This window comes from Burkholderia sp. 9777_1386 (assembly GCF_015712265.1).
GTDB lineage: Bacteria > Pseudomonadota > Gammaproteobacteria > Burkholderiales > Burkholderiaceae > Burkholderia > Burkholderia cenocepacia.
The window spans coordinates 103,015-122,270 of the sequence record NZ_JACCQB010000007.1 but is presented as its reverse complement, the minus strand read 5'-3'; the positions used below and the strand labels follow the sequence as shown (position 1 = coordinate 122,270).

Below are 19,256 nucleotides of genomic sequence, written 5' to 3'. Positions count from 1 at the left end.
GATGCGCTCAGCGATCCGCCAGTGCGCCGCGCACGTAGTCGATGCTCGCCCGCAGCCGGTCTTCGATGTCGTCGGCTTCGGCGATCTCGCTCGCGAACGGCTCGAACGACAGCGCGCCGCGGTAGCCGCGCGCGAGCAGCTCGCGCAGTTGCGGGATGTTGCCGAGCCGGTCGGCGCCGCCGACCAGCACGCGGTGGCCGTCGCGCATCCGCTCGATCGGCAGGTCGGCTTCCTCGACGCCCGAGATGTGCACGAGGCCCGTCAGGTTCGGGAAGAAGATGTCCTCGCCGGCGAGATGATGGTGGAACGTGTCGTGCACGAGCCGGAACACCGGCTCGCCCGCCGCCGCGTAGATGCCCTTTACCGCGTCCGACTTGCGGCGCAGCGCGCATTCCTCGAAACCGAGCGGCTCGATGAAGCCGAGCAGGCCGCGGGCCGCGAGGATCGGCTTCAGCGCCTGCAGCGCCGTCACGAGATCCGCGTGGCGGGCGTCCGCGCTGCGCGTGTCGGCGCGGCTGTTGGTCGGGCACAGCACCAGCGCACGCGCGCCGCATTGCGCCGCGTAGTCGGCCAGCGCGGTCGCCTCGTCCGCGCGCTCGGCGTTCCACTGCTCGAAGCGCTGCAGCGCGTTGATCGTCAGAATCGTCACGCCGCCGGCCTCGGCGGTTGCGCGCACGGCGGCGGCCGGCGTGCCGTCGGCGAGCTCGACGCCGTCGAGATCGTTGCGGATCTCGATCGTGTCGACACCGAGGCGCCGGCACAGCGCGACGTAGCGGTCGAGCGGCAAGCGCGGCGCGCTCATCCGGTTCAGCGAAAAGTGGCAGGCTTGCGTCATCGTTCTGTCCTTGGAGCTTGAGTGGGGCGTGGGGGGCGAATCAGGTGCCGGCATGCGCGGCGAATGCTTGCCACGTGTCGCGCAGCCATTGCGCGCACGCGACGTTGTTGTCGAAGATCGAATAGCGTGCGCCGCCGCCGTAGTCGGGAAACGGGATGAACTCGCAGCTGATCTGCTCGAGTCGTGCCGGCTGCGCGGGAGCGGGAGCGTGAACCTCGGCCTGCGCTTGCGCGTGCAGCAACTGGCGCAGCGCGGCTTTCCACGGATCGAGCGACGCCGCACGCCATTCGCCGTGATAGGCGCCCGGCGCGGGTTCGACGAACGGGTACTGGATACCGCGCCCGGGCCGGCCGTCCGCGCGGCGCATCCAGCGGTTGGCGGGATTGTTCGGCGTCACGCTGCGCGCATGCGCATGCCGGACCCAGCCGCGCGCGATCCAGTCGGTGTAGATCGCGGCGGGCGACGCCGGGTCGAGCATCGCGCAGCCGCCGTCGGCCGATTCGCGCAGCCCCGACGCGTCGAGCTCGGCGCGGTTGCCGATCTTGAACAGCAGATGCGAATGATCGAGCGTGATCCGGAACGGCGCGCCGGCCTGCTCGACCAGCCGCGCGACGCGCGCCACGCGGGCGACATCCTCGCTCCACATGTCGACGTGCACTTCGAGGCTCGGCAGGCAGCCGACCGGCTCGCCCGATGCGTAGGCGCGCAGGTAGAAATCGGCGACTTCGCGGTCCGACAGCGGATGGCCGTCCGCGTGATGCGCGAACAGCTGGCAGTTGAGCACCGTGCTGCCGAAGCGCGCGCCCGCCGCGAGGATCTCGGCGACATGCGCTTCGTCGCGGCCCGCGCACCAGATGCCGCCGATCACGCGAATCGGCAGCGCGTGGCGGTCGACCAGCGCGAAATACGGCGACAGGTCCTCGCCGCGTACCGGGTTCTTTTCGATGTAATCGAACACGCCGGCGCCGGCGATCATCCGAAAGCGTTCGGCGGGCGTTGGCGCCGGCAGCCCGTCGTGTTCGAGCACGCCGTCGAGGTTCACGCCGATGAGGATCGGTTCAGCCATCGTCTCCTGTCCGTTGTCGGTTATCGATGGCTGACCAATGTACGGAGGCGCGGCGCGACCCGCATGACAAACGTTGGCGAAAAATCGCCAACGCGACGGTCGATTTTTTCGCCGCGAGCACGCGGCCCGCCGCGCGGCGCGATTCACGGCTGCAGGTACGCGCTCGTCCTCACGTTCGCCGGACAGAACACGCGGAATTCGACCGGATCGTCCGGCGGCGGTTGTTCGACGATGCCGCATGCATGCAGCACGTGCTGCAGCGCGGAAATCGCCTGTCCGTCCGGATCCTGGTCGATCGCGAGATCCATCGCGCCGGCTTCGATGAAGGCGCGATGCTGGTCGATCATCTCGTGGCCGATCCACACGACGCGCCCGATCGCGCCGGCCTTGCGCAGCGCCGCTTCGATGCCGGCCGAACCCGCGCCGCTGTTGTAGATCGCGACCACGTCGTCGTGCGCCTGCAGCGCCTTCGACACCGCGCGGTAGCAGCGGTCGTCCTGGTCGAGCGTCTCGACCGGCGCGTCGTCGCAGCGCACGGCGGCGAACGCGTCGGCGAGCTGGTCGCGGCAGCCGGCCATCCGGTCGACGTGCGCGCGGTAGCCCATGCGCCCGCCGAGCAGCAGCACGCGGCCGGGGCGCGCCGCGAGGCGGCCGATGTAGTAGCCGGCCGTGCGCCCGGCGCGATAGTTGTCGATGCCGGCGAAGTGCGTGCGGTCGATGCCGCCGATGTCGGTGACCATCGTGACGACGGTCTCGCCCCGCGCGATCGCGCCGGCCAGCGCGTCGCGCACGCGGGCCGTGTCGTGCGCGGTGACGATCAGCGCCGCGCGCCGGTACGCGGGCCGTTCGATCAGCGTCGCGGCGCGCACGTCGTCCGCGGCGGGCAGGATCGTCCGGTGCACGACCACGCGCCGGTCGAGCATCTGCAGCGAGCGCTGCAGCGCCTGCTGCAAGCGTCGGAAGAATGGCGCGTCGGTGTCCGGCAGCAGCACGTCGACGTGGATCAGCCCGTGCCGCGTGTCGGGCAGCTGCCGCGGCACGCCGAGCTGCCGCGCGGCCGCCACCACGCGTTCGCGCGCCTGCGCGGAGACGCTGCCGCGCTCGTTCAGCACGCGGTCGACGGTGGTCGTGCTGACGCCGGCGAGCGCCGCGATCTCGTCGAAGCGCGCGGTGCGCTTGCGCCAGCGCGGCCCGGATTCACCTGCCATGGTCGTCTCCATCGTGAGGGTCGCCATCGATCGCGTGGCGTTGTCGGGAACGCTAAAGCGGTGGCGAAATTTCGTCAACGTTTCGATTGAGGCGGGGCGGCCGCTCGCCTAATTTCGTTCCTATGGCGAAGCGCTTGCCGCGCTTCCCCCGCACAAGAACCCCAGGAGACAGACGTGGCCCAACCCGACGACCCGGCACGCGAACCCACGGCGGCGCGCCGTCAGGCATACCGAATGATTGGCGGCGCCGGCGAGCGCGCGCACGCGGCCGGGCTCGTCAACGCCGCGTGGTACCGCTGCGCGGTGCCGCGGCCGCTGATGAAGCAGTTGATGCAGCGCGGCGATGCGCGTGCGATTCGCGACACGCTGATCTGGTACGCGGCGATTGCAATCAGCGGCGTGCTCGCGTGGCTGGCGTGGCGCGCGCATTCGACGTGGGCGATCCCCGCATTCTTCGTGTACGGCACGCTGTACTGCAGCCCGGCCGATTCGCGCTGGCACGAATGCGGGCACGGCACCGCGTTCCGCACGCGCTGGATGAACGACGTGCTGTACCAGGTCGCGTCGTTCCAGGTGTTCCGCCGCGCGACTGCCTGGCGCTGGAGCCATGCGCGCCATCACACCGATACGCTGATCGTCGGGCGCGATCCGGAAATCGCCGCGCCGAAGCCGACCGACTGGCTCACGCTCGCGCTGAACGTCGTCGCGCTGAAGCACGTGGCCGGCGAACTGCGCAAGATGATCGCAGTGTCGTTCACCGGCCGGCTCGACGACGAGGAACGCACCTACGTACCTGCATCGGAATGGCCGAAGGTCGTGCGCGAGTCGCGCATCCATCTCGCGATCTACGCACTCGTGACGGGCGCGGCGCTCTACTGGCACACGATCCTGCCGCTGCTCTACATCGGGCTGCCGAGCCTCTACGGCGCGTGGCTGTACCTGTATTTCGGCCTCACGCAGCACGCGGGCATGCCGGAGAACGTGCTCGATCACCGGCGCAATTGCCGGACCGTGATGATGAATCCGGTGTTCCGCTTCCTGTACTGGAACATGAACTATCACGTCGAGCACCACATGTTCCCGATGGTGCCGTTCCATGCGTTGCCGAAGCTGCATGAAGCCGTGAAGGCCGACATGCCGCCGCCGTACCGCAGCACGCTGGCCGCGTACGCGGAGATCGTGCCGGCGCTGGTCCGGCAGACGCGCGACCCGTCCGCTTGCGTCGTGCGGCCGGTGCCCGATGCCGCGCGCGCCTAGCCGTTATCCAATATCCCGACGAAGGAGACACACACCATGACGCAATGGATCGACACCGGCGCGCTCGACGATATCGACGATGAAGACGTCGCACGCTTCGACCACGGCGGCCGCACGTACGCGATCTACCGGATCGGCGGCCACGTGTATGCGAGCGATGGCCTGTGCACGCACGAGCAGGTGCATCTCGCGGACGGGCTCGTGATGGATCACGTGATCGAATGCCCGAAGCACAACGGCCGCTTCGACGTGCGCGACGGCCGGCCGCTGTCGGCGCCCGCGTGCGAGAAGCTGCGCACGTACCGCGCGAAGATCGAAGACGGCCGCATCCTGATCGAGGTATGACGCAATGAACAGCGACCGGGTGATGGCGATCGTCGGTGCGGGCCATGCGGGCGGCCGCGCGGCGCAGGAGCTGCGCGCGTGCGGCTGGCGCGGGCGCATCGTGCTGATCGGCGCGGAGCCGCATCCGCCGTACGAGCGGCCGCCGCTGTCGAAGGGCGTGCTGACGGGCGAGCGCAGCGCGGCGCAATGCCGGTTGCGCGATGCGCAAGCCTGGGCGGCCGATCGCATCGAACGGATCGTCGCGACCGTCGAGCGCATCGAACCGCACGCACGCGAAGTGCGGGTGTCCGGCGGGCACGTGTTCGGCTACGACGCGCTGCTGCTGGCCACGGGCGGCCGTGCGCGTCGCCTGGCCATCCCGGGCGCGGCGCTCGACGGGGTATTCGCCTTGCGCACGCTCGACGATGCGGCGGCGCTCGGCGCGCGGCTCGTGCCCGACGCGCGGATCGTGCTGATCGGCGGTGGCTTCATCGGTCTCGAAGTCGCGGCGTCGGCGCGGCAGCGCGGCTGCCGCGTGACCGTGCTCGATGCGGCGCCGCGACTGCTCGGCCGCGCGGTGCCGGCAGCCATCGCGACGCGCGTGCATGCGCTGCACGACGAGCAGGGCGTGGCGATTCGTCTGAACCGGACGCCGGTGGCGATCGAGCGGACCGCGGGCGGGGCGCTGGCCGTCGTGCTCGACGACGGCGACACGCTGATCGCCGACACGGTCGTGGCCGGCATCGGCATCGAACCGGCCGACGAGCTGGCGCGCGACGCGGGCCTCGCGGTCGAGCGCGGGATCGTCGTGAATGCGCAGCTCGAGACGTCGGCGCGCGGCATCTACGCGGCCGGCGACGTCGCGGTGTTTCCGAGCGCGCTATCGGGCCAGCCGGTTCGGCAGGAGACGTGGCACGGCGCGGAGACGCAGGCGCACGTCGCCGCCCGCAACATGCTCGGTGCGGGCGAGCCGTATCGCGATACGCCGTGGTTCTGGTCCGATCAATACGATGCGCAGTTGCAGGTGGCCGGGGAGCCGGCGCTCGGCACGCAATCGGTCGCGCGCGTGCTCGGCGACGATGCGGAAATCCATTTCCATTTCGACGCGCGCGCGCGGCTCGTCGCGGCGAGCGGCTTCGGCCGTGCAGCGGGATTCGTGAAGGACATGCGCGTGGCGAGAATGCTGGTCGAGCGCGGGACCGACGTGACGCCGGCGGCGGTCGCGGACGTCGACGTGAAGCTGAAATCGCTGGTGACGGCCGTGAATGACCGGTAGAACGACGCAGGGGCGTGAAGCGCGCGGCAGTGCAGGCCGCGCGCTTCGTTCAAACCGCGATCAGATCGTGGTGTGCAGGTGCAGATACAGGCCGGCCGCCGCGGCGCCGCCCAGCAGCGGGCCGACGACCGGCACCCATGCATAGCGCCAGTCGCTGTCGCGCTTGCCGGGAATCGGCAGCAGCGCATGCATGATGCGCGGCGACAGGTCGCGCGCGGGGCTCATCGCATAGCCGGTCGGGCCGCCGAGCGAGATGCCGATGCCGAGCACCAGCAGGCCGACGGGCAGCGCGTCGAGTGCGCCGAGGCCGACCTGCGGCGACGCGAGATACAGCACGCCGAGGATCAGCACGAACGTGCAGATCGCTTCGGTCAGCACGTTGTGCGTGACGCTGCGGATCGCCGGTGCCGTGCAGAACACCGCGAGCTTCAGGTCCGCATCGGCTTCCTTCGCGAAGTGCTGGCGATACGCGAGCCACACGAGCAACGCGCCGGCCATCCCGCCGAGCATCTGCGCGAGGACGTAGCCGCCGACTTTCGACCACGCGAACTTGCCCGCGAGCGCGAGGCTGATCGTGACGATCGGGTTCAGGTGCGCGCCGCTGAACGACGCGGTCACGTAGACCGCGACGAATACCGCCATCGCCCAGCCCATCACGATCACGATCAGGTCCGCGCCTTTGCCCTTGGTCTTTGCAAGCAGCACGTTTGCGACCGCGCCGTTGCCGAGCAGCACGAGGATCGCTGTGCCGATGAATTCTGCAATGTAAGGTGACATGATTGTCTCTCGTATGTCACGGCGGACTCGCGCGTCGCGCGGTCCGCCAGTGTTGTTGTATGTCGTCCGGACTGATTCGGATTACTGGGCGTCGTCGGCCCATGCCTTCGCGGCGCGCACCGCCCGCTGCCAGCCGGCCATGCGCTGCTCGACCTGCTCCTTCGGCATCGACGGTGCGAAGCGGCGATCGAGCTGCCACTGGTCGCGCACTTCGTCGAGGTTCTTCCAGTAGCCGATCGCGAGGCCCGCGAGGTAGGCCGCGCCGAGCGCGGTCGTCTCGGTGATCTGCGGGCGCACCGCGTCGACGCCGAGCAGGTCGGCCTGGAACTGCATCAGCAGGTCGTTCGCGCTCGCGCCGCCGTCCACCCGCAGCTCGCCGATGCTAATGCCCGAATCGGCTTCCATCGCGGCCAGCACGTCGAGCGACTGGTACGCGATCGCATCGAGCGCCGCGCGCGCCAGATGCGCGGCGCTCGTGCCGCGCGTGACGCCGAACACCGAGCCGCGCGCCCGCGCGTTCCAGTGCGGCGCGCCGAGGCCGGCGAAGGCCGGCACGAGATACACGCCGTCGGTATGCGGCACGCTGGCGGCGAGCGCCTCGATTTCCGCGGCCGTCTTGATGAGGCCGACGCCGTCGCGCAGCCACTGCACGACCGCGCCCGCGATGAAGATGCTGCCTTCGAGCGCGTACTGCACGTCGTCGCCGATCTGCCAGGCGATCGTCGTGACGAGGTTGTTCTTCGATTCGATCGGCTTGTCGCCGGTGTTCATCATCAGGAAGCAGCCGGTGCCGTAGGTGTTCTTCACCATGCCCGACGTCGTGCACATCTGGCCGAACAGCGCCGCATGCTGGTCGCCGGCGATGCCCGCGAGCGGGATCTTCGATGCGAACACGGTGGTCTTCGTGTGGCCGTAGATTTCCGACGACGCCTTCACTTCGGGCAGCATGCTGCGCGGGATGTCGAGCAGTTCGAGCAGCTCGCTGTCCCACTCGCGCGTATGGATGTTGAACAGCATCGTGCGCGACGCGTTGGTCACGTCGGTCACGTGCAGCTCATGCTTCGTGAAGTTCCACACGAGCCAGCTGTCGACGGTGCCGAACGCGAGCTTGCCCTGGCGCGCCTTGTCGCGCGCGCCCGGCACGTTGTCGAGGATCCAGCGGATCTTCGTCGCGGAGAAGTACGAGTCGATCGGCAGGCCGGTCTTCGCGCGCACCTTCGCTTCGAGGCCCTGCTTCTTCAGCGAGTCGCAGAAGTCGGCCGTGCGGCGATCCTGCCAGACGATCGCGTTGTAGACGGGCTGGCCCGTCTCGCGATCCCAGACGATCGTGGTTTCGCGCTGGTTCGTGATGCCGATCGCGGCGATCGACGTGCCGTTCAGGCCCGTGCGCGTGACGGCTTCCGCGGCGACGCCGGCTTGCGTCGACCAGATTTCCTGCGGGTCGTGCTCGACCCAGCCGGGTTGCGGGTAGATCTGTTCGAATTCCTTCTGGGCGATCGATACGATATTGCCCTGGCGATCGAACAGCATCGCGCGGGAACTCGTGGTGCCCTGGTCAAGCGCGAGGATGTACTGGTCCTGCATGTCTCTCATCTCCATCCGTGGATTGGCTTAGTTGTGATGCGCGCCGCATGTGAGCGGCGCGTCGGTGAGTCAACGTCGGTCAGGCAACTGCAACTGCATTCGGATCAGGCGTGCGGCGCATGCGCGGCGGCGAACCATGCGTCGACCGCGGCGGTCACGGCGTCGAGCGTGCCGGGCGCGACGTGCAGCCCGAGCTTCGAGCGGCGCCACAGCACGTCCTGCGCGCAGGTCGCCCATTCGGCGTCGCGCAGGTAGCGCAGTTCGGCATCGTGGATGCCCGGCGCGATTTCGGCGCCGAGATCGGCGAGCGACTTCGCGTCCGCCACCACGCGCTCCGCACGCGTGCCGTACGCCCGTGCATAGCGGCGCGCGAGCGCGGCGGGCAGCCACGGATGGCGTTTCGCGAACGCGCTGGCGAACCCGTCGAACTTCGCGTCCGCGATGTCGCCGCCCGGCAGCGCGACGCCGGCCGTCCAGGTCTTCGCGTCGCGGCCGAGCGCGCGGCACAGCATGTCGCCGGCTTCTTCCGCGAGCTTGCGGAACGTCGTGATCTTGCCGCCGAACACCGACAGCAGCGGCGCGCCCGCGCCGTCGTCGAGTTCAAGGCGATAGTCGCGCGTGACGGCCGATGCGTTCGCCGCGTTCTCGTCTTCCAGCAGCGGGCGCACGCCCGAATAGGTCCAGTGCACGTCTGCCGGCGAGATCTTGCGCTTGAAATAGCGGTTGATCGAATCGCACAGGTACTGCGTCTCGTCGCGATCGATCGCGACCTTCGCCGGATCGCTCGTGTATTCGACGTCGGTCGTGCCGATCAGCGTGAAGTCGTGCTCGTACGGAATCGCGAAGATGATCCGCTTGTCCGGGTTCTGGAAGATGTACGCGTGATCGTGATCGAACAGGCGGCGCGTGATGATGTGGCTGCCCTTCACGAGCCGCACGCTGTGATGCGCGCCGCGGCCGAGCGCGCCGTGCAGCACGTCGCCGACCCACGGGCCGGCCGCGTTCGCGATCGCGCGCGCCTGCACGACGCGGATCGAACCGTCGGCCTGCTGCAGCCGCGCTTCCCATTCGTCGCCGCGGCGTTCGGCGGACAGGAGCTTCGTGCGCGTCAGGATCTCGGCGCCGCGCTCCTTCGCGTCCATCGCGTTCAGCACGACGAGGCGGGCGTCGTCGACCCAGCCGTCGGAATACACGAAGCCGCGCTTGATGGAGTCGATCAGCGGCGCGCCGGCCGCATGGCGGCGCATGTCGATGCCGCGCGAGCCGGGCAGCAGCTCGCGTTTCGCGAGGTGATCGTAGAGGAACAGGCCGATGCGGATCAGCCAGGCCGGGCGCAGGTTCGGCATGTGCGGCATCACGAAGCGCAGCGGCCACATGATGTGCGGCGCCGCGCGCAGCAGCGTTTCGCGCTCCTGCAGCGCCTTGCGCACCAGTCCGAACTCGTTGTACTCGAGGTAACGCAGGCCGCCGTGAATCAGCTTCGTGCTGGACGACGACGTATGCGACGCGAGGTCGTCCTGCTCGCAGAGCATGACCGACAGGCCGCGGCCGGCCGCATCGCGCGCGATCCCCGCGCCGTTGATGCCGCCGCCGACGACGAGCAGATCGTAGCGATTCGGTTGGGTCACCTGCTGTCCTTATCGTCTGTTGAAATGGGGCGAACATGAAATGTTCGAATTCGAAATTTAACGAACGGAATCGAAAAAGTAAAGTTCGAAAAAGCGGGGCCAGTAGCGCGCGACACGATCCCGGACGATACTGGCGGAATCGACCGTTTCGCGAGGTGAATCATGCGTATTGGGATGTGGGCCGGCGTGTGCGCCGTCCTTCTGGCGGGGTGCGGCGCGGGTATGCCGCCGCTCGCCGGCAACTGGCGGGCGCCGTCGTTCGTCGACCTGCAGACGTCGTGCGGCGGCGCGGCGCGCGACTGGGGCGCGGACGCGCAGCCGGTCTACTCGACGCTGTACGACGCGTACGTGGCGAAACGGTATCGCGGGCTGACCGAAGCGAACTATTGTGCGTTCGTAAACGAACTTTCGACCCACTATGTGGCGCCTGACGCGGCGGCACGCGCCGGCTGGATCGCGTATTTCAACGGCGCGCGCGCGCAGGCCATCAGCTGGCGGGCGGCGGTCGATCCGACGCTGCGCGGCGGTTGAGGCCGACGGCGACGAACGGACAGGCGGGAGGCAGGAACGACCGCGCGGCCGATTCCGGCCGCGCGAGCAGGTTCAGGTCAGGGAACGGCGGAGCTTACGAATAGCGGTATTTGATGGATCGCAGCGCGGCGTCGCCGGTCTCGGTCACGCAGTATTTGCGCCCCGAGCCGAGCCCTTCCAGGCGGACGAGCTGTTGTTCGAGCAGGATGTCCAGTTCATCCCGATCCATGTCGCGCTGATCAGGCGCGTCCTTCACAAGCAATAGCGTGGCGAATTCATGCGGACTCAGCATCGTTTCTCTCCATGGCAATCGGACTGCCCGCGCGGCCGGCGCACCGCCGACGCGCGATACCCCGCGGGGTATGGCTTGGGGGGAAAGCTGTCTTCGCCGGCCCTGCGATTCGCACCGCCCTGGCACAGGCGGATCGGCGAACGGGCCGGGGAACTGGAGTCTAGTCGAGCGCGCAGGCAACGACAAATCGTGCCCCGTTAATTTTCCGTTTGACAGAAGGGCCCGCCACAAGCGGGTTGCGCGCGGCGCCAACTTCTTGATTTCACTTGAAGTTTCAGGTGCGGTGCAGCATCGCAACGGTCATTCCGCGACGTACACCTGGGTGCCGGCGGCCGCCACCGTATCGGCCATTTCGGGCGGCAGCGGCTTGTCGGTGAAGAGCGCATGCACCTGGCTCAGATGGCCCTGGCGCACCAGCGCCGGGCGGCCGACCTTCGAATGGTCGGTCACGAGGTAGACCGTGCGCGCATGCTGCATGATCGCCTCGGCGACGCGCACCTCGCGCGTGTCGAAATCGCGCAGCGTGCCGTCGGCCTCGATCGCCGACGTGCCGATGATCGCGTAGTCGACCTTGAACTGGCGGATGAAGTCGATCGCGAGCTCGCCGACGATGCCCTTGTCCCACGGCCGCACGATGCCGCCCGTGATCAGCACCTCGCAGTCGGGGTAGCCGCTCATCATCGACGCGACGTTCAGGTTGTTCGTGATCACGTGCAGCCCGTGATGGCGGTTCAGCGCGCGCGCGACTTCCTCGGTCGTCGTGCCGAGGTTGATGAACAGCGACGCCTGGTCGGGGATGTGCGACGCCGCGAGCGCCGCGATGCGCCGCTTCTCGTCGTGGAACATCCGCTGGCGCGCGGTGTACGACACGTTCTCCGAGCTGGTCGGCAGGCTCGCGCCGCCGTGGTAGCGGCGCAGCAGGTTCAGGTCGGCGAGCCAGTTCACGTCGCGGCGGATCGTCTGCGGCGTCACCGCGAAGTGCGCGGCGAGATCGTCGACGGTCACGAAGCCGTCGCGCTGCACCCATTCGAGCAATTCCTGCTGGCGCGCGTTGAGGGTGAGGCGGGGATCTCGGGTCATGGCTCGATGGTCGTGTCGTGAGACGGAGCGGGTATTGTAAGGGCGGCAACGGCGTTCGGCCGGCCTGCGGAACATCGCCGCGCGCGATTCATGTAGAAAACGCATGGATTCATTTGACAAATGAATTTGTGCGATCGCGCGGATCGCGCTGCAATGGCGGATTGCCCGTTCACGCGGGGCACGTTCATTCAGCTTTCGACGAGGTGGTATCGATGAGTGGCTTCAACTGGCACAACCCGTATCCGACGACCCGCATTCCGGTGTTCGCGCGCAACGTCGTGTCGACGTCGCACCCGCTGGCCGCGCAGGCCGGGTTGCGGATGCTGTGGAAGGGCGGCAACGCGGTGGACGCGGCGCTGGCCGCCGCCGCCGCGATCACGGTCGTCGAGCCCGTGTCGTGCGGGCTCGGCGGCGATGCATTCGCGCTCGTGTGGGACGGCGAGCGGCTGTCCGGGCTGAACGCATCGGGCGTGGCGCCGGCCGCCTGGAACGTCGACTACTTTCGCAAGCGCCACGGCGAGGACGCGCACGGCATCGCGAACAAGCCGACGCGCGGCTGGGACACCGTCACGGTGCCGGGCGTGATCGCGGGCTGGGAAGCGCTGCACGCGAAGTTCGGTTCGCTGCCGTTCGCGGACCTGCTCGAGCCGGCGATCGAGATCGCGGAGCGCGGCTATTCGGTGCCGCCGATCGTCGCGCACAAGTGGGCGGCGGCCGTTCCCGAACTGCAGGGCCTGCCGGGCTTCGCGGACACCTTCATGCCGCGCGGCCGCGCACCGCTCGTCGGCGAACGCGTGTGCCTGCCCGGTCATGCGCAGACGCTGTGCACGCTCGCGAAGGACGGCGCCCGTGCGTTCTACGAAGGGGCGCTCGCCGAGCGTATCGCCGCGTTCGCGCGCGAAGGCGGCGGCGCGCTGACGGAAGCCGACCTGCGCGCGTACCGGCCGGAATGGGTCGAGCCGATCGGCAAGCGCTTCGGCCGCCACACGATTCACGAGATTCCGCCGAACGGGCAGGGTATCGCCGCGCTGATCGCGCTCGGCATCGCCGAGCATGCGGGCGTGACCGAATGGCCGGTCGACTCGGTCGATTCGCAGCATCTGCAGATCGAGGCGATGAAGCTTGCGTTCGCGGACGTCTATCGCTACGTCGCCGATCCGCGCGCGATGGAGGTCACGCCCGAACAGATGCTCGACGATGCGTATCTCGCCGAACGCGCGAAGCTGATCGATCGCGCGCGGGCGACGCACTTCGCCGCCGGCCGTCCGCATTCGGGCGGCACGATCTACCTGTCGGCGGCCGACGAGCGCGGGATGATGGTGAGCTTCATCCAGTCGAACTACATGGGCTTCGGTTCGGGGCTCGTCGTCCCCGGCACGGGCATTGCGCTGCAGAACCGCGGGCACGGCTTCTCGATGGACCCGGCTTCGCCGAACGTCGTCGCGGGCGGCAAGCGGCCGTTCCACACGATCATCCCGGCGTTCGTCACCGAGGAAGCCAATGGCCGCACCGAGGCCGTGATGAGCTTCGGCGTGATGGGCGGCGACATGCAGCCGCAAGGCCACCTGCAGACCATCGTGCGGATGCTCGGCTATGGCCAGCAACCGCAGGCCGCGTGTTGCGCGCCGCGCTGGAAGGTCAACCGCGACTTCACGCTCGACGTCGAGGCGACGATGAACCGCGCGACGGTCGACGCGCTGGCCGCGCGCGGCCATACGATCAAGTCGATCGACGATCCTTACATGGATTTCGGATCGGGGCAGTTCGTCTGGCGCCTCGATCCCGACGATCCGGAGCGCGGCTACGTGGCCGCGAGCGACAGCCGGCGCGACGGGCTGGCGGCCGGTTTCTGACGGATCGCTTCCAGCCTGCTTGGCAGTGTCCCGGCATGACGGGCGGCCCGACGGCCGCCCGTTTTCATTTGGCGCGGCGCCTGCCGTCGAGCACGCGCAAGCGGTTTGAAGGACTCATCTAACGCACGGCAACAGGCGCCGTGGAACTGCGCTCGTCGGGTATGGTCAGTGCTCTGGAGCACGAACATCAAAGTCCGGCTAAGATGCCAAGATGGTTCGGCCGGACCGATTCACTATAAACGCAAGTAAAACGCCGCCTGCGGATCGGCTGGCGCCTGTGCCCCAGGCATGGGCCGGCCTCCGCGCGACGACTGGGAGCGCACTACCATGGACACCAAAACGACGCATGTGATGCCGTGGCGTATCGAGGACATCGACCTGAACCGGATCGATCGTCAGCGTGCCGCCGCGAACGAGGATCTGCTGCTGCTGCTGTGCGCGTCGTCGTTCATCGAGAGCGGCTCGGATCTCTATACGAGCAATCTGAGCGAATTCTTCAATGACGATCCGGAAGTCTCCGCATGGCTCAACAATGCATGGGAGCACGAAGAATTGCAGCACGGCCGCGCGCTGAAGGCGTACATCGCGCACGTGTGGCCCGAGTTCGACTGGGATACCGCGTTCGCGAATTTCTTTGCCGAGTATTCGAAGACCTGCTCGGTCGAGGCGTTCGAAAAAACCCGCGCGCTCGAAATGGTCGCACGCTGCGTCGTCGAGACGGGCACGGCCACGCTCTATCGCGCGATCAACGAATGCTCGGACGAGCCGGTGCTGAAGGAAATCACCGACAACATCCGCACGGACGAAGTGCGTCACTACAAGCACTTCTTCAAGTTCTTCAAGAAGTACAACCAGGTCGAAGGCAACGGCCGGCTCGCGGTGCTCGGCGCCCTCGCGCGCCGCGTGATGGAAATCAAGAACGAGGATTCCGAGATCGCGCTGCGCCACGTGTTCGCTATCCGTTATCCGGATCGCGTCGGCGACAGCCAGTACAACCGCGAGCGCGCCGCCCGCATCAATTCGCTCGTCCGGCGCAACCTGTCGGCCGACATGTGCGTGAAGATGCTGCTCAAGCCGCTCGACCTGCCCGCGAAGATCCAGCCGGGCGTCCACTATCCGCTCACGAAGATCACGCGGCACGTTTTCCTGCGCTGATCGCCGCGGCACGGCCCGTCGCGCGTATGCTGGCGCATCCTCATCCGATCCGCACCGGGGCCACGCCATCATGACCGATACCCATCGCCACGCGCTCGAACAATGGACGTTCGACGCGTGGCCGCCCACCGTTGTGTCGCGGTTCGACGGCACCGCACTCGAGCGTCATGCCGACATGGCCGCATCGCTGATCGTCGCGACCGACGACGGCCAGTTGCGCACGACGCTGCTCGGCGTCGGCGAGATCTATGCACACGATGCGCGCACGCTGCTGATCGCGCTCTGGCCGCAGTCGCGGGCGGCGCGCGCGATCGCGCAGCGGCGCACGGCCGCGTTGACGCTCGTCGCGGACGGTGCGTTCTTTCAGGCGCAACTGGAGATGGCGCCGCTCGAAGGAGACTTCGGCGGACTGGCCGGATTCGCTGCGACGATCGCGCACGGCGATGCGCAGCGGGTCGGCTATGCGCGTCTCGCGACAGGCGTCACGTTCACGCTGGAAGGGGAGCGCGCCGCGGTGCTCGCACGCTGGCAACGCCAGATCGAGCACCTGCGGCGCGCGGCCGCGCGGCTTCAGTGACCGCGCTGGCCGCTGCGCGACGAACGGTTGCGGTTCGCGTGCGCGGCGTTGCCGTTCGCCGGGCGGGCGCCGTTGCCGCCGCCCGCCGGACGTCCGCCGCCGTTACCACCGGCGCCGGCACCGCCTTGCGTGCGCGGCTTCGCGGCCTTCTGCTGCGCGGCCTTCGGTTGCGCGTGGCCGTCGCGTTTTGCGGCCGGCTGGCCTGAGCCGCCGGCGCGCGGCTGGCGATTGCCGCCGCCGCCACCGCCACGCGGTTGCTGCTGCCCGCGGCGCTGCTGGATCGGCTCCGGCTTCGCGTTCGGATCGGGTTCGAAGCCCGCGATCACTTCCTGCGGGATCTCGCGCTTGATCAGCCGCTCGATGTCGCGCAGCAACTGCTTCTCGTCGACGCACACGAGCGACACGGCTTCGCCGGTCGCCCCCGCGCGGCCCGTGCGGCCGATCCGGTGCACGTAATCCTCGGGCACGTTCGGTAGGTCGAAGTTGACGACGTGCGGCAACTGGTCGATGTCGATCCCGCGCGCGGCGATATCGGTCGCGACGAGCACCTGCAGCGTGCTGTTCTTGAACTCGGCCAGCGCGCGCGTGCGGGCCGACTGGCTCTTGTTGCCGTGGATCGCCATCGCGCTGATGCCGTCCTTCGTCAGCTGCTCGGCAAGCCGGTTCGCGCCGTGCTTGGTGCGCGTGAACACGAGCACCTGGAACCAGTTGTGTTCGCGGATCAGGTGCGTGAGCAGCTCGCGCTTGCGGTCGCGATCGACCGGGTGGATCTTCTGCGCGACGCTCTCGGCGGTCGTGTTGCGGCGCGCGACTTCGATCAGGGCGGGCGAGTCGAGCAGGCTGTCGGCGAGCGCCTTGATTTCATCGGAGAAGGTGGCCGAGAACAGCAGGTTCTGACGCTGCGGCGGCAGCTTCGCGAGCACGCGCTTGATGTCGTGGATGAAGCCCATGTCGAGCATCCGGTCGGCTTCGTCGAGCACGAGGATGTCGAGATCCGACAAGTCGATGGTCTTCTGCTGCATGTGATCGAGCAGGCGGCCTGGCGTCGCGACGACGATGTCGACGCCGCGCTTGAGCGCATCGATCTGCGGATTGATGCTGACGCCGCCGAACATCACGGTCGAGCGCAGCTTCAGGTACTTGCTGTACGCACGGACGCTTTCCTCGACCTGGGCGGCGAGTTCGCGCGTCGGCGTGAGGATCAGCGCGCGCACCGCGCGCTTCGCGCCACGGTGCTCGGCGTAGAACGTGTGCAGGCGTTGCAGGATCGGCAGCGTGAAGCCGGCGGTCTTGCCGGTGCCGGTCTGTGCGCCGGCGAGCAGGTCGCCGCCGCCGAGGACGGCCGGGATCGCCTGCTGCTGGATCGGGGTCGGCGACGTGTAGCCGAGCTCGTTGACCGCCTTGACCAGCGGTTCGGCCAGGCCGAGAGATTCGAAAGACATAGATACCACTCTTGAGTTTTATGATCGGCGATGCGTCGCGCGGCCCGCGCGGCAAACCTGCATCGCAAAACAGCCAAAAAGCAAAAGGGCGCGGCCGCGGTTTCCCGCAGCCGCGCCCCGTTTGTGTGAGCCGCTTCTTAGTCGAGCGGCGCGGAACGCAGGTCGCTCACCTGTTGCGGCGAGATCGGCGTACCGTTGTTACCCCAAGACATCCGGATATACGTGACGACCGCCGCGACTTCCTGGTTCGACAGCGACTGTGCGAACGGCGGCATCCCGTACGGACGCGGATTCTTGAACGTGCTCGGCGGATAGCCGCCATTCAGCACCATGCGGATCGGGTTGACGGCCGATTCCATCATGATCGAGTGGTTGCCCGCGAGCGGCGGATAGGCCGGCGGCTTGCCGGCGCCGGTTTCGGCGTGGCAGGTCGCGCAGTTGTCCGCGTAGATCTTCTTGCCCTGGTCGAACAGCGCGTTGCCGAACTGCTTCGACGGCTCGTACTGCATGTTCTTCGGCGCTTCAGCCTTCTGCGGGATCGACTTCAGGTACGTCGACATCGCGCGCGTATCTTCGTCGGTCATGTACTGCAGGCTGTTGTGGACCACGTCCGCCATCGGGCCGAATACCGCACCCTTCTGCGACACGCCGGCCTGCAGCAGGTCGGACAGCTCCTGCACGTGCCAGTCGCCGAGGCCGAGTTCCTTGTCGTTCGTCAGCGACGGCGCATACCAGTTCTGCAGCGGGATCAGGCCGCCGGCGAACGCCGACGAGCTCACCGGGCCGCCCATCATGTTGATCGACGTGTGGCACATCGAGCAATGGCCGAGGCCTTCGACGAGATACGCGCCGCGGTTCCATTCGACCGACTTCGTCGGGTCCGGCTTGTATTCGCCTTCCTTGAAGAACAGCGTGCGCCAGCCGATCAGCAGGTTGCGGTTGTTGAACGGGAACTTCAGTTCGTGCGGACGGCTCGGCACCGACACCGGCGGGACCGAACGCAGGTACGCGTAGATCGCGTCCGAATCGGCGCGCGTGACCTTCGTGTAGCTCGCGAACGGGAAGCCCGGGTACAGCAGGCTGCCGTCCTTCGAGCGGCCCGTGTGCATCGCGCGGTAGAAGTCGTCCGACGTCCACTTGCCGATACCGTTCTGGTCGTCCGGCGTGATGTTCGGCGTGTACATCGTGCCGAACGGCGTCGCCATCGGCAGGCCGCCCGCGAACGACTTGCCGCCGCGCACGGTGTGGCACGCGATACAGTCGCCGACGCGCGCGAGGTATTCGCCCTTCTTGATCAGCGCGGCCTGGTCGGCCGGCGTGGCGGCGACGGCGGCAGCGCCGTGCAGCGTGTCGTTGCCCGGCCACAGGACCGGCACGAGGGCGGCAGCCGCGACGATCGCGACGGCCGAGAGTGCAAACAGGGACTTGCGTTTCATTGTGTCTGTCTCCCTTGCCTTATTGCGGTTCGCTGCCGCAGGCGAGCGGAGTCTTCATCGAACGCGCCGGGGCCGGCACGGGGTTGGCGGGCGCCGGTTGCGCGGCGAGCCATGCGGTCACGGCCGTCACGTCTTCGTCGGAAAGCTTCGCGGCGATGTCGTGCATGCAATCGGGTGCCTTCGCGTGGCGGTTGCCCGAGCGCCATGCGCCGAGCTGCGCGCTCAGGTAATCGGCGTGCAGGCCGACGAGGCCCGGGATCGCCGGCTGCATGCCGGTCAGCCCTGCGCCGTGGCAGGCTACGCAAGCCGGCAGCTTGCGGGACGGGTCGCCCTGCGTGACGAGCTGCTTGCCGCGTGCGAGCGTCGCGGCCGGCAGCGTCGGCTTCGCAGGCGTCGGGTACGGCGGACGTTCGGCCGAGAAATGCTCGGCGATTTCGCGCAGGTAGTCGTCGCTCAGATACGTCAGCAGGTAGTTCATCGGCGGGTACTTGCGCCGGCCGTCGCGGAAGTTGACGAGCTGGTTGTACAGGTACTCGGCCGGCTTGCCGGCAAGACGCGGGAAATAGTCGTTGTCCGTGCCCTGGCCGTGGACGCCGTGGCATGCGGTACAGCCGCGCACGCGCTCGGCCATGGTATCGGGTGCCTTGAGCGGCGCCTGCTGGGCGTGCGCTTGCTCCGTGGGCTTGGTCTGCGCTTGGGCAGCGCTCATAAGGCCCGCGCCGCCGATCATCAGAACGGCGAGCAGCGGACGGAAGAGGCGTCTTGAAGACACACGAGACTCCATGTTTATTCGTCGGGGACCTTGTCCGGGCTACGATCGGCTCGGCGCATGGACGGCAGGACAGCCGGGCTGCTGCGACGCGGCATTCTATCATCGATGGGTAATGACGGCTATTTGACGAAAGGACATCGGTTCCTGTCTGTTTGCGACTTGC

The 19,256-nt window shown here is 68.1% G+C and carries 18 protein-coding genes; 7 read left to right on the top strand and 11 right to left on the bottom strand.

The window, feature by feature from the left end:
* Nucleotides 1–7: 7 nt before the first annotated feature.
* The 3 genes from H0X91_RS08505 to H0X91_RS08495 all read right to left on the bottom strand — a co-directional run bounded on the left by H0X91_RS08505 (nt 8) and on the right by H0X91_RS08495 (nt 3,109).
* Nucleotides 8–835, bottom strand: coding sequence for a TIM barrel protein (locus H0X91_RS08505; RefSeq protein WP_196432952.1), 828 nt, complete (start codon nt 833–835; stop codon nt 8–10).
* A 40-nt stretch (nt 836–875) separates the two neighbouring features.
* Entirely contained in the window at nt 876–1,901 is a 1,026-nt protein-coding gene (locus H0X91_RS08500) for a xylose isomerase (protein WP_196432951.1), read from the bottom strand.
* Nucleotides 1,902–2,044: 143 nt separating this feature from the next.
* On the bottom strand, nt 2,045–3,109 hold the full coding sequence (locus tag H0X91_RS08495; protein ID WP_006497363.1) for a LacI family DNA-binding transcriptional regulator: 1,065 nt from the start codon (nt 3,107–3,109) through the stop codon (nt 2,045–2,047).
* A gap of 174 nt (nt 3,110–3,283) precedes the next feature.
* Between H0X91_RS08495 and H0X91_RS08490 the strand changes: the two genes are divergently transcribed.
* Genes H0X91_RS08490 through H0X91_RS08480 form a run of 3 tightly spaced genes read left to right on the top strand, consistent with a single transcriptional unit; the run spans nt 3,284 to nt 5,966 of the window.
* Nucleotides 3,284–4,366 (top strand): fatty acid desaturase family protein, encoded by a 1,083-nt coding sequence (locus H0X91_RS08490; RefSeq protein ID WP_080323170.1) that lies wholly within the window; start codon nt 3,284–3,286, stop codon nt 4,364–4,366.
* Nucleotides 4,367–4,402: 36 nt separating this feature from the next.
* The gene (locus H0X91_RS08485) at nt 4,403–4,711 is read left to right on the top strand and encodes a non-heme iron oxygenase ferredoxin subunit (RefSeq protein ID WP_077189714.1); all 309 of its coding nucleotides are present in this window, start codon (nt 4,403–4,405) and stop codon (nt 4,709–4,711) included.
* Nucleotides 4,712–4,715: 4 nt separating this feature from the next.
* Nucleotides 4,716–5,966 (top strand): NAD(P)/FAD-dependent oxidoreductase, encoded by a 1,251-nt coding sequence (locus H0X91_RS08480; protein WP_196432950.1) that lies wholly within the window; start codon nt 4,716–4,718, stop codon nt 5,964–5,966.
* A 60-nt stretch (nt 5,967–6,026) separates the two neighbouring features.
* Here H0X91_RS08480 and H0X91_RS08475 read toward each other — a convergent pair whose 3' ends face one another.
* The 3 genes from H0X91_RS08475 to glpD form a co-directional block, all read right to left on the bottom strand.
* Entirely contained in the window at nt 6,027–6,743 is a 717-nt protein-coding gene (locus H0X91_RS08475) for an MIP/aquaporin family protein (protein ID WP_006484467.1), read from the bottom strand.
* A gap of 81 nt (nt 6,744–6,824) precedes the next feature.
* On the bottom strand, nt 6,825–8,327 hold the full coding sequence (glpK, locus tag H0X91_RS08470) for a glycerol kinase GlpK (protein WP_006497360.1): 1,503 nt from the start codon (nt 8,325–8,327) through the stop codon (nt 6,825–6,827).
* Between the two features lie 104 nt (nt 8,328–8,431).
* Entirely contained in the window at nt 8,432–9,955 is a 1,524-nt protein-coding gene (gene glpD / locus H0X91_RS08465) for a glycerol-3-phosphate dehydrogenase (RefSeq protein WP_006484470.1), read from the bottom strand.
* A gap of 162 nt (nt 9,956–10,117) precedes the next feature.
* Here glpD and H0X91_RS08460 point away from each other — a divergent pair, with 162 nt between their 5' ends.
* Nucleotides 10,118–10,486 carry a hypothetical protein gene (locus H0X91_RS08460; protein WP_196432949.1) on the top strand — a complete coding sequence of 123 codons (369 nt, stop codon included), beginning with the start codon at nt 10,118–10,120 and terminating at the stop codon, nt 10,484–10,486.
* Between the two features lie 94 nt (nt 10,487–10,580).
* On the opposite strand, the gene H0X91_RS08455 is transcribed toward H0X91_RS08460, so the two are convergent.
* Nucleotides 10,581–10,778 (bottom strand): hypothetical protein, encoded by a 198-nt coding sequence (locus tag H0X91_RS08455; RefSeq protein ID WP_006477892.1) that lies wholly within the window; start codon nt 10,776–10,778, stop codon nt 10,581–10,583.
* Between the two features lie 300 nt (nt 10,779–11,078).
* Nucleotides 11,079–11,858: a DeoR/GlpR family DNA-binding transcription regulator gene (locus H0X91_RS08450; protein ID WP_006493999.1), complete on the bottom strand. Its 780-nt coding sequence runs from the start codon at nt 11,856–11,858 to the stop codon at nt 11,079–11,081.
* Between the two features lie 212 nt (nt 11,859–12,070).
* Between H0X91_RS08450 and H0X91_RS08445 the strand changes: the two genes are divergently transcribed.
* The 3 genes from H0X91_RS08445 (at nt 12,071) to H0X91_RS08435 (ending at nt 15,443) form a co-directional block, all read left to right on the top strand.
* Nucleotides 12,071–13,711: a gamma-glutamyltransferase family protein gene (locus H0X91_RS08445; RefSeq protein ID WP_196432948.1), complete on the top strand. Its 1,641-nt coding sequence runs from the start codon at nt 12,071–12,073 to the stop codon at nt 13,709–13,711.
* A gap of 327 nt (nt 13,712–14,038) precedes the next feature.
* Nucleotides 14,039–14,866 (top strand): ferritin-like domain-containing protein, encoded by an 828-nt coding sequence (locus tag H0X91_RS08440; RefSeq protein ID WP_006484464.1) that lies wholly within the window; start codon nt 14,039–14,041, stop codon nt 14,864–14,866.
* Nucleotides 14,867–14,936: 70 nt separating this feature from the next.
* Nucleotides 14,937–15,443, top strand: a complete 507-nt coding sequence (locus tag H0X91_RS08435) for a hypothetical protein (RefSeq protein ID WP_062911199.1) — start codon at nt 14,937–14,939, stop codon at nt 15,441–15,443.
* Here H0X91_RS08435 and H0X91_RS08430 read toward each other — a convergent pair.
* From H0X91_RS08430 to H0X91_RS08420, 3 genes are all read right to left on the bottom strand, one after another.
* Nucleotides 15,437–16,885 (bottom strand): DEAD/DEAH box helicase, encoded by a 1,449-nt coding sequence (locus tag H0X91_RS08430; RefSeq protein WP_034201401.1) that lies wholly within the window; start codon nt 16,883–16,885, stop codon nt 15,437–15,439. The genes H0X91_RS08435 and H0X91_RS08430 overlap by 7 nt on opposite strands.
* 137 nt (nt 16,886–17,022) lie before the next feature.
* Entirely contained in the window at nt 17,023–18,321 is a 1,299-nt protein-coding gene (locus H0X91_RS08425) for a c-type cytochrome (protein WP_006477897.1), read from the bottom strand.
* 19 nt (nt 18,322–18,340) lie between these two features.
* Nucleotides 18,341–19,105 (bottom strand): c-type cytochrome, encoded by a 765-nt coding sequence (locus tag H0X91_RS08420; RefSeq protein ID WP_006483254.1) that lies wholly within the window; start codon nt 19,103–19,105, stop codon nt 18,341–18,343.
* Between the last annotated feature and the right edge of the window lie 151 nt (nt 19,106–19,256).